General features: G+C 35.3%; 4 protein-coding genes. All 4 read right to left on the reverse strand.

Features of this window, described 5'->3' with window-relative positions; genetic code table 11:
* Positions 1–8: 8 nt before the first annotated feature.
* Positions 9–929, reverse strand: coding sequence for a dihydrodipicolinate synthase family protein (locus FLACOL7796_RS00295; protein WP_173968651.1), 921 nt, complete (start codon positions 927–929; stop codon positions 9–11).
* 89 nt (positions 930–1,018) lie between these two features.
* Positions 1,019–2,479, reverse strand: a complete 1,461-nt coding sequence (locus FLACOL7796_RS00300) for a RagB/SusD family nutrient uptake outer membrane protein (protein ID WP_173968653.1) — start codon at positions 2,477–2,479, stop codon at positions 1,019–1,021.
* A 17-nt stretch (positions 2,480–2,496) separates the two neighbouring features.
* Positions 2,497–5,931 (reverse strand): SusC/RagA family TonB-linked outer membrane protein, encoded by a 3,435-nt coding sequence (locus FLACOL7796_RS00305; protein ID WP_173968654.1) that lies wholly within the window; start codon positions 5,929–5,931, stop codon positions 2,497–2,499.
* Between the two features lie 519 nt (positions 5,932–6,450).
* Positions 6,451–7,683 carry an ROK family transcriptional regulator gene (locus FLACOL7796_RS00310; protein ID WP_173968656.1) on the reverse strand — a complete coding sequence of 411 codons (1,233 nt, stop codon included), beginning with the start codon at positions 7,681–7,683 and terminating at the stop codon, positions 6,451–6,453.
* Positions 7,684–7,800 lie beyond the last annotated feature (117 nt).

Consider the following 7,800-nt stretch of genomic DNA (forward strand, 5'->3'; position numbering starts at 1 on the left):
GAACGAGTTTATTTAGATTTGAAAGCATCAAAATTTAAACCTGCAACATCTTTTTTGAATAATTCAAATTGTTCTGCGCTCATGTTTTTAACCGGTAATCTGAATTCGCCTAAATCATGACCTACTAATTTCATATACGCTTTACCAACAGAGATTCCACCATATTTGCCTAAGAAACGAATCATATCAATTGATTTTTGCTGAAGCTGACGCGCTTTAACCAAATCATTATTATTGAAAGCATCAATTAAATCATAATACAATGGAGCTGCATAATTAAACGTACTTCCAACAGCACCTTTTGCTCCAAGAACTAAAGCCGATAACATATTTTCGTCACGTCCCCAAAGCATATCAAATTTTCCGTTTTCGTAGCTCATACAACTTTGGAAATCCATAAAATCTTCGTGTGTATATTTCACTCCGGCAAAATTTTGAAGTTTTCCGTCTAATGCTCTTACCAAATCATACATGGCAACGTTTACGCCTGTTAACACTGGAATATGGTAATAATAGAATGGCATATTTGGAACACTTTCTCCCACTTTAATACAAATTTCGGCAAGTGTATCTACATTGTTTGGTTTAAAATAAAAAGCTCCGGTTAGAGAAACGGCATACAAACCAATTTCGTAAGCGTGTTGGGCCAAATCGATACAATCTGAAAGACAAGTTCCGCCAAGGAAAACCATTACTTTAAAATCGGCATCGTGGTTTGAACAATCTGCCCAGGCTTGTGCTACGGCTTTTTTCTCTTCTAATGTAATAGAAACTCCTTCGCCTGTTGATCCGTTAATAAAAGCACCTGTAATTCCGTTTCTTTTTAAAAATGCATAGTAAGGCGGAATCAAGCTTACGTCTAATTTTCCGTTGCTGTCAAAAGGAGTGAAGGGCGCAGAAATCAGACCTTGTAAATGTTCAATTTTCATGAGTATGTTTTTTTGTTGTTTGTGTGTTTTGTTGAATTAGACTGAGAATTTTTAGATTCCCAGTCTAATTTTAAACTATATTTTTAATCTTATTTACTAAGCGGATTTTGAACAATTTTTGGATTAAAGTTGATCGTGTTTTGAGAAATCGGAAACAAAACTTGTTTGCCCGCAGTCATTGACGGAACTAGATTTGTTTTATTAAAACGAACTAAATCCCACCACGCTTTTCCTTCAAAAGCCAATTCTTTCAAACGTTCATTTAAAATCACATTATCATTGTTTGCAGGAGAATCATTTGTAAACGAAGCCGAAGGATCTGCTCTTTTCATTACCAAATTCATTTCTGTACTTGGATCTTGTCCTAAAGCATTTTTGATTTCTGCTTTCATCAATAAAATATCTGCCCAACGGTAAATGATAATATCACTTACAAATCGTCTTAATGTTCCGTCTACGGTTCCGTTGTATTTTACTAAACCTGTCACTACAGGAACTGCACCATTGTATAAAGTTAAATAAGTAGCTGCTTTTCTGGTATCGGTAGCAGCAAAGTTAAATCGTGTAATATCTGGCTGAACTCTTGATATTCCAGCATTTCCGGCACCGGTTCCTAATGTTCCAAAAGTTGCAGTTGCGGTTGCAGAGGTTAGTGGTGCAAAATCACTTGGACCTAAAAACATAAACTGATTCCAGTTGTCTGCTAAATTTGAAGGTAAATCTGCCAGAGAATAACGAACAGCAAATACAACCTCAGCATTTGCTTTTTTATCGTAAGCAAAAACATCTTTAAAATTAGGCAATAAAGTTGGAGTACCGATGGCATCAATAGCAGTCAAAGCAGTATTTAAATCTGTTGTTCCTCCGCCCAATTGTTTTGCTGTCCATAAATTTACATCGGCTTTTAAAGCATAAACTGACGGAAGCGCTAATTGTGTTTTGTTATTTGTAGCATCCGGAAAACTTGCAATTGCAGCATCGATATCTTTTTTGATGAAAGCAAATGTTTCCTCAATTGTATTACGTGGAATAATATATTGCGACTGATTGGCATTTTCAGTAGGATCTGTTACAATTGGAACACCTCCCCACGAACGCGCCATGATAAAGTAGCATAAAGCACGCATTGAATACGCTTGTGCAATGTATCGTTTTTGCTCGTTTACCGTTGTTGGACTAAAAGTAATTTGCGGTACATACTTTAAAACTAAGTTTGCAGAATGTATTACGGTATATAATCCAGCCCAGTCTACGTCGATATTTTGTGGCGTAAGCAGGTTATTATAATAATTGGCTAATGTTAATGGCGACTGAACACCTCCTGTAATTTCGGCACTTCTGGCTCCTCCCAACAAGTAATAATTTTGTTGTGTCTGGATTCTAAAGTTTACATACATTCCGTTTACGCCAGCTTTGGCATCATCTTCTGTTTTCCAAAAACTATCAGATGTAATGATACTATCAGAAGTTAGTTCTAAATCATCCTGACAGGAATTGAATAGAGAAAGACTAGTGAAAAGTAGTGTATAGAGAAGAAATTTCTTTTTCATGATTTTAGTATTAAAATTTACAAACTGATATTTAAACCAAGGATAATATTTCTGGGAACAGGATAAGTTCCTGTTGAACCTGCTGCAGATAATCCTAAACTAGATCCTCCATCGATACCTTGTACTTCCGGACTCAAACCACTGTATTTAGTAAAGTAGTATAAGTTACTTCCGGTTACGTACATACGAAGTGAGGCTAACTTAGCTTTTTCAACCCATGCTTTTGGGAAGTTGTAGCTAAAGGTAATTTCTCTAATACATAAGTAATCTCCGCTTTCGTAGTAACGGCTATTCCCCTGAAACATATTGGTGTTGTAAGCAGCTCCACTAGCTTCTGATCTAAATAAGTTATTTTGGTTCGTTTGATCTGCCCAACGGTAGCGAGGTACATCTGTAATGTCACCTTCTTTTTGCCATGATTGTCCGCTTTCTGCCAATAATCCGTAGTTACCCTGAAACTGACCTAAGAAACGTGCTCTTGCTTCGTTGTAAATTGTAGCTCCCAAAGAGTAATCTGTTCTTACTGTTAAAGAGAATCCTTTGTATGAAGCATCAAAATTAAAACCTCCCACAAATGTTGGGAACATATTCCCCATATACTTTCTGTCTCTGCTGTCGATTACACCATTATTGTCAGTATCTTCGAATACAGCGTCTCCGGCGAATTTTTTACCTTCTGGATTTCCACCTCCAACAGCTGTTTTGGTTACATAAGTATCACGAACTTTTAAGTTGTAAGCATCTGCTTCTGCCTGAGTCGAAAGAATGTATAATTGTTTGTGCGCGTAGAAATTTCCAATTTTTTGTCCTTCTTGTAAGCCTCCAACATATTGGTATGTTCCACTATTTTGATCGAAAATTTCAGTTCCGCCAATTCTGTTGTTTAAATTTCCGTTTGATGGAAGTTTTTCAATTGTGTTAGTATTATGAGAAACGTTTGCTCCAATATTAATTTTCCAGTCGTTTTGATTGTAAATGTTTGCTTGAATTTCTAATTCGAAACCTTTACTTCTTAATCCTCCAAGATTGGTTAAAACTGTAGAGAAACCACTATTAGAAGGAAGCGTTAAGTTCGTTAATAAATCAGAAGTTAATTTGTTATAGAAATCTCCAATAATTCTGATTTTATCTTCATGAAAACCTAAATCGAAACCACCATTTACCGTTTCAGATTGTTCCCATTTTAAACCCGGATTTGCAATTTGTGAGTTGATAATTGCCGATTGTCCGTTGTAGCTGTTGGCGATACCATTTGTTGATCCTGAATACAATCCGCCAGCCTGAAAATCTCCTAAAGTTCCTAAGTTACCATTTACACCATAACTTCCTCTAAGTTTAAGTGATGAAAAGAATTTAGGCATTGTTGCTGTCCAGAATTTTTCTTCCTGCATGTTCCATCCCGCAGAAATTCCAGGGAAGAAACCGTATCTGTTATCAGGTCCTAAACTTGATGATCCATCATAACGGAAAGAAGCTGTTGCAAAATATCGGTTTTTGTAATCGTAATTTAAACGTCCGAAAACACTATTTAAAACCAACTTTGTATTATTGCTGTAAACCGAAACCGGAATAGGAGAAGAGTCTAAAGTCTGCGCCAAGTCTGATGGACTTCCTTTTCCTGATGCATTAAAAGATTTTATAGTACGATCGTATTTCGATGCTCCCAATTTGGCATCAAAATTACCGATGCTTTCCCAGTCTTTTTTATAAGCAAAAACACCTTCGTATTGTACTTGCGAAATTTGATTGCTTAATCGTGTCGCGGTACGCGTATTGTCTACCAAACCACTGCTTCCGCTTAAAAATGCCTGCTGAAAAGTGTTGTCATTTTCGTTTTCGCTGTAAAGCGACATCGAAGGTGTAAAGGTAAAATCTTTGGCAAGTCTTAATTCACCATCAACGCTCATTTGTAATTTATTGTTTTCGTTGATTCCTTTCATTTTACCCATTTGGTACAATGGATTTCCGTTAATGTTATTTTGACCCGGAGCCAATGTTCCGTCTTCTAAATACATTTTTGTAGTAGGTGAGTTTCCTAAATATCGGTTGAAAACAACACTATTGGCAACGACCTGATTGTTGCTTGCTTTAGAAAATAACATACGACCATTAATCGTAAAATTGTCGGCTACTTTTAATGAAGCATTCAATTTACTTGTAAACCTTTGGTATCCGGTGAATATAGTAATACCATCACCTTTTAAATATCCTAAACTTAAATCGAAAACTCCGGTATCATTACCTCCGCTAAATCCAAGTGTATGGCTTTGCGTCATTGCAGTCTGAAACAAAATATCGTTCCAGTCTGTGCTTTTGTACATAATCGTACTGTTAGGATTTAAAGGGTCTTGTAATTCCTGCCATCCTTTCGCCTGAAGCGTACTAATAGTTTCAGTTGATAAATTAGATTTTGATAAAGTAGCAAACGCAGTATTGTTTTGAAGATTATTTCCTGTACCAGCCGGAGTTGCACCCGTTAACTGACCCAATCTTGCGATACCTGTTGTAGTAGAAAGTCCGGCAAGTTCTGCCGCATTATAAAGACCCTGACGTTGAAATTTGATATAATCTCCGCCATCCATAAAGTTGTATTTTTTACCAATTGTGCTGCTTTGAGTCGACACACTATAAGTAACTTTCATTTTACCGGCTTTACCTGTATTGGTTGTAATGATAATAACACCATTAGAAGCACGTGCTCCGTAGATTGAAGTTGCAGCAGCATCTTTTAAAACCTGAAGCGAAGCAATATCAAGAGAGTTAATATCATCAATTTGAGTACGAATAACACCATCTACTATATATAAAGGAGTAGCACCAGCAGGATTATCAATAGAGGTACCTCCACGAACCAGGATGTTCGAAGCTTTTCCGGGTTGACCAGAAGAGGTTTTTACCACCAAACCTGTTACGTTTCCTTGCAAAGATTGTGTTACGTTAGAGTAAGGTACATTTTCTAATACTTTTTTATCCAGTTTAGAAACCGCAGTACTTAAAGTTCTTCTGTTTTGAGAACCGTATCCTACTACAATTACCTCATTCATTTGTTGTCCTATTTCTTTAAGAACAATATTAAGAGGAGAAGTTCCAATCGTTACTTCTTGTTCCTGAAGACCTATATAAGAAACGATTAATGTTGTTACATTATCTGGTACATCGATCGTAAATTTTCCGTCAAAATCTGTTTGAGCACTAAAGTTGGTTCCTTTAGCCACAATGTTTACACCAGGCAAAGCTTCTCCTTTTTCGTTCGTAACCTGACCCGTTACTTTTTTTTGATCAAATTTATTTTTTGAGGGATTTTTATAGGTTAGTGTAGTACTTTTTTCTGTTTTCGCAGCGGTTAACTGCATTGTAAAAACTAAAAGCAACGTGGAGGTTAGTTTTAAAACTTTTCCGTGTTTAGGAGTAAACCTACAATTTATAGGTTTACTTTTAGGCAATAATTTCATACTTTTGTAATGGTTTGGTTAATAATAACTTTGTTAAAGGTCTGTTTATTAATTTTCAAGTCATTGTTCCTGCGAGGGAACCAGCCAGCAATGTTGCAAGCATTCGCTGGTTTTTTTATGACTAAAAACAAATATTTTATGCAATGGTTTGAATTGATATTATAGTTGATCTTTAATCTTTACTTCATATATAAAACTTGTATTCTTTTTATTGTACTTTTTTTAGAGAGGATTTCTTTTTACTCCTTTACTGTTTGCCTTTTTATTTTTTAGAATTCCCTATTTAATAAATATTTGAGCCAAGTGCTGATTAAAATGAATTTTGCTTATTATAAGTAATTTGTAAATAAGTTTGTCATTTTGTCGGTCATTTAACAATGAAATTTTACATTGCGAATAAATGTTACCAGAACTTTAACGATAAATTAATTTATTATCATGAGGTAAAGATATAAAATATTTTAAAATAACAATATCAGTTATTAAAATATTTTAATAATTAAGAAAGGGTTGGAAAATTTAGTTATTAATTAAAGGGAATAACATCTTTTCTTTGATGACACAACAAGCGCCAATAACGCCCGCACGACGGCCTAAAGCAGACTTTTTAAGCTTCATATCACGGTTTACTAAACCCAGTGAATATTTTTTTAATGCAGATTGAATAGGAAGTAAGGCATAGTCGCCCAATTGTGCGAAATCTCCGCCAATTACCAGTAGATCAGGGTTGAAGATATTTAATAAAATAGATAAATAACGTCCCATTTTTTCGCTTTGTTGCGTCACCAGATCAACACAAAGTGTGTCTTCGAGATTTACGGCTCCGGCAATTATGGCAGTATGTTGTAGTGTAGAAGAACTTTCGTCAATGGTAACTTTAGATTGTTTTCCCTCTTTTACGGCTTCTTTAAATTGGTTGATTAACGACCAGCCTGAAATTTCGGTTTCAAGACAACCTAGTTTTCCACATTGGCACATGATATCATTATTAAAAATAGTACTATGACCAAATTCTCCTGAATATCCTGATTTTCCGTAATATAGTTTACCATCTGTAATCATCCCAATGGCAACTCCCCAGCTGTAATTCACAAAAATGATATTCTGTTCGTCGTCTACTACGCCTTCGCAATATTCGCCAAAAGCCATTGCGCGTGTATCGTTTTCTAAATGAACCGGAAGATCTAATTGTTCTGAAATGATTTCGTTTAAAGGCCTGTTTTCACTAAAGAAATAGTTATAACTAAAACCTTCCATCGAATTGATTCGGCCAGAAAAGTTGATGCAAACACCCACAATTAGTTTTTTATCTACAGAACTGTCTTCGATAAATGAATTGATTAATTCGCAAAATTTTAATAATGATTTCTGGGTATTTTCTAAGATGAAAGAAGTGCCTAATTCTACGCTAACCAATTCATTTTTGATGTTTTGTAACCCAATAGACATGCTGCTGATTCCTACCTCAACACCCAAAAAATAAGCACAGGTTGGGTTAATACTATATAAGGAAGGTCTTCGTCCGCCGCTATTGGTAATTTTTCCCATGTCGATCACGTAACCTTCAGTCAATAATTCATTTACCGCTTTGGTTACCGTGGGAACGCTAGATTGTAATTCAGTACTTAACTCGGCTATTGTAGAATTACCGCCGGAAAGCAAACGTTTCGTTATAGATTGTCTTAGCATATGCCACTTTTGGCCGGAAAGACTTTTATCTTTACTATTGTCTAATAAATCTTTTAAACTCATCGCTTCTATAATTACGTGTCTCTTACAAACTTACTATAATTTTTAAATAATTATAAGAATTCGAAGTAATTATTAAAAAATTTTTTTAATGTGGATTATGTTTTAAAAGGAACACAT

This window comes from Flavobacterium bizetiae (assembly GCF_902804475.1).
Lineage (GTDB): Bacteria > Bacteroidota > Bacteroidia > Flavobacteriales > Flavobacteriaceae > Flavobacterium > Flavobacterium bizetiae.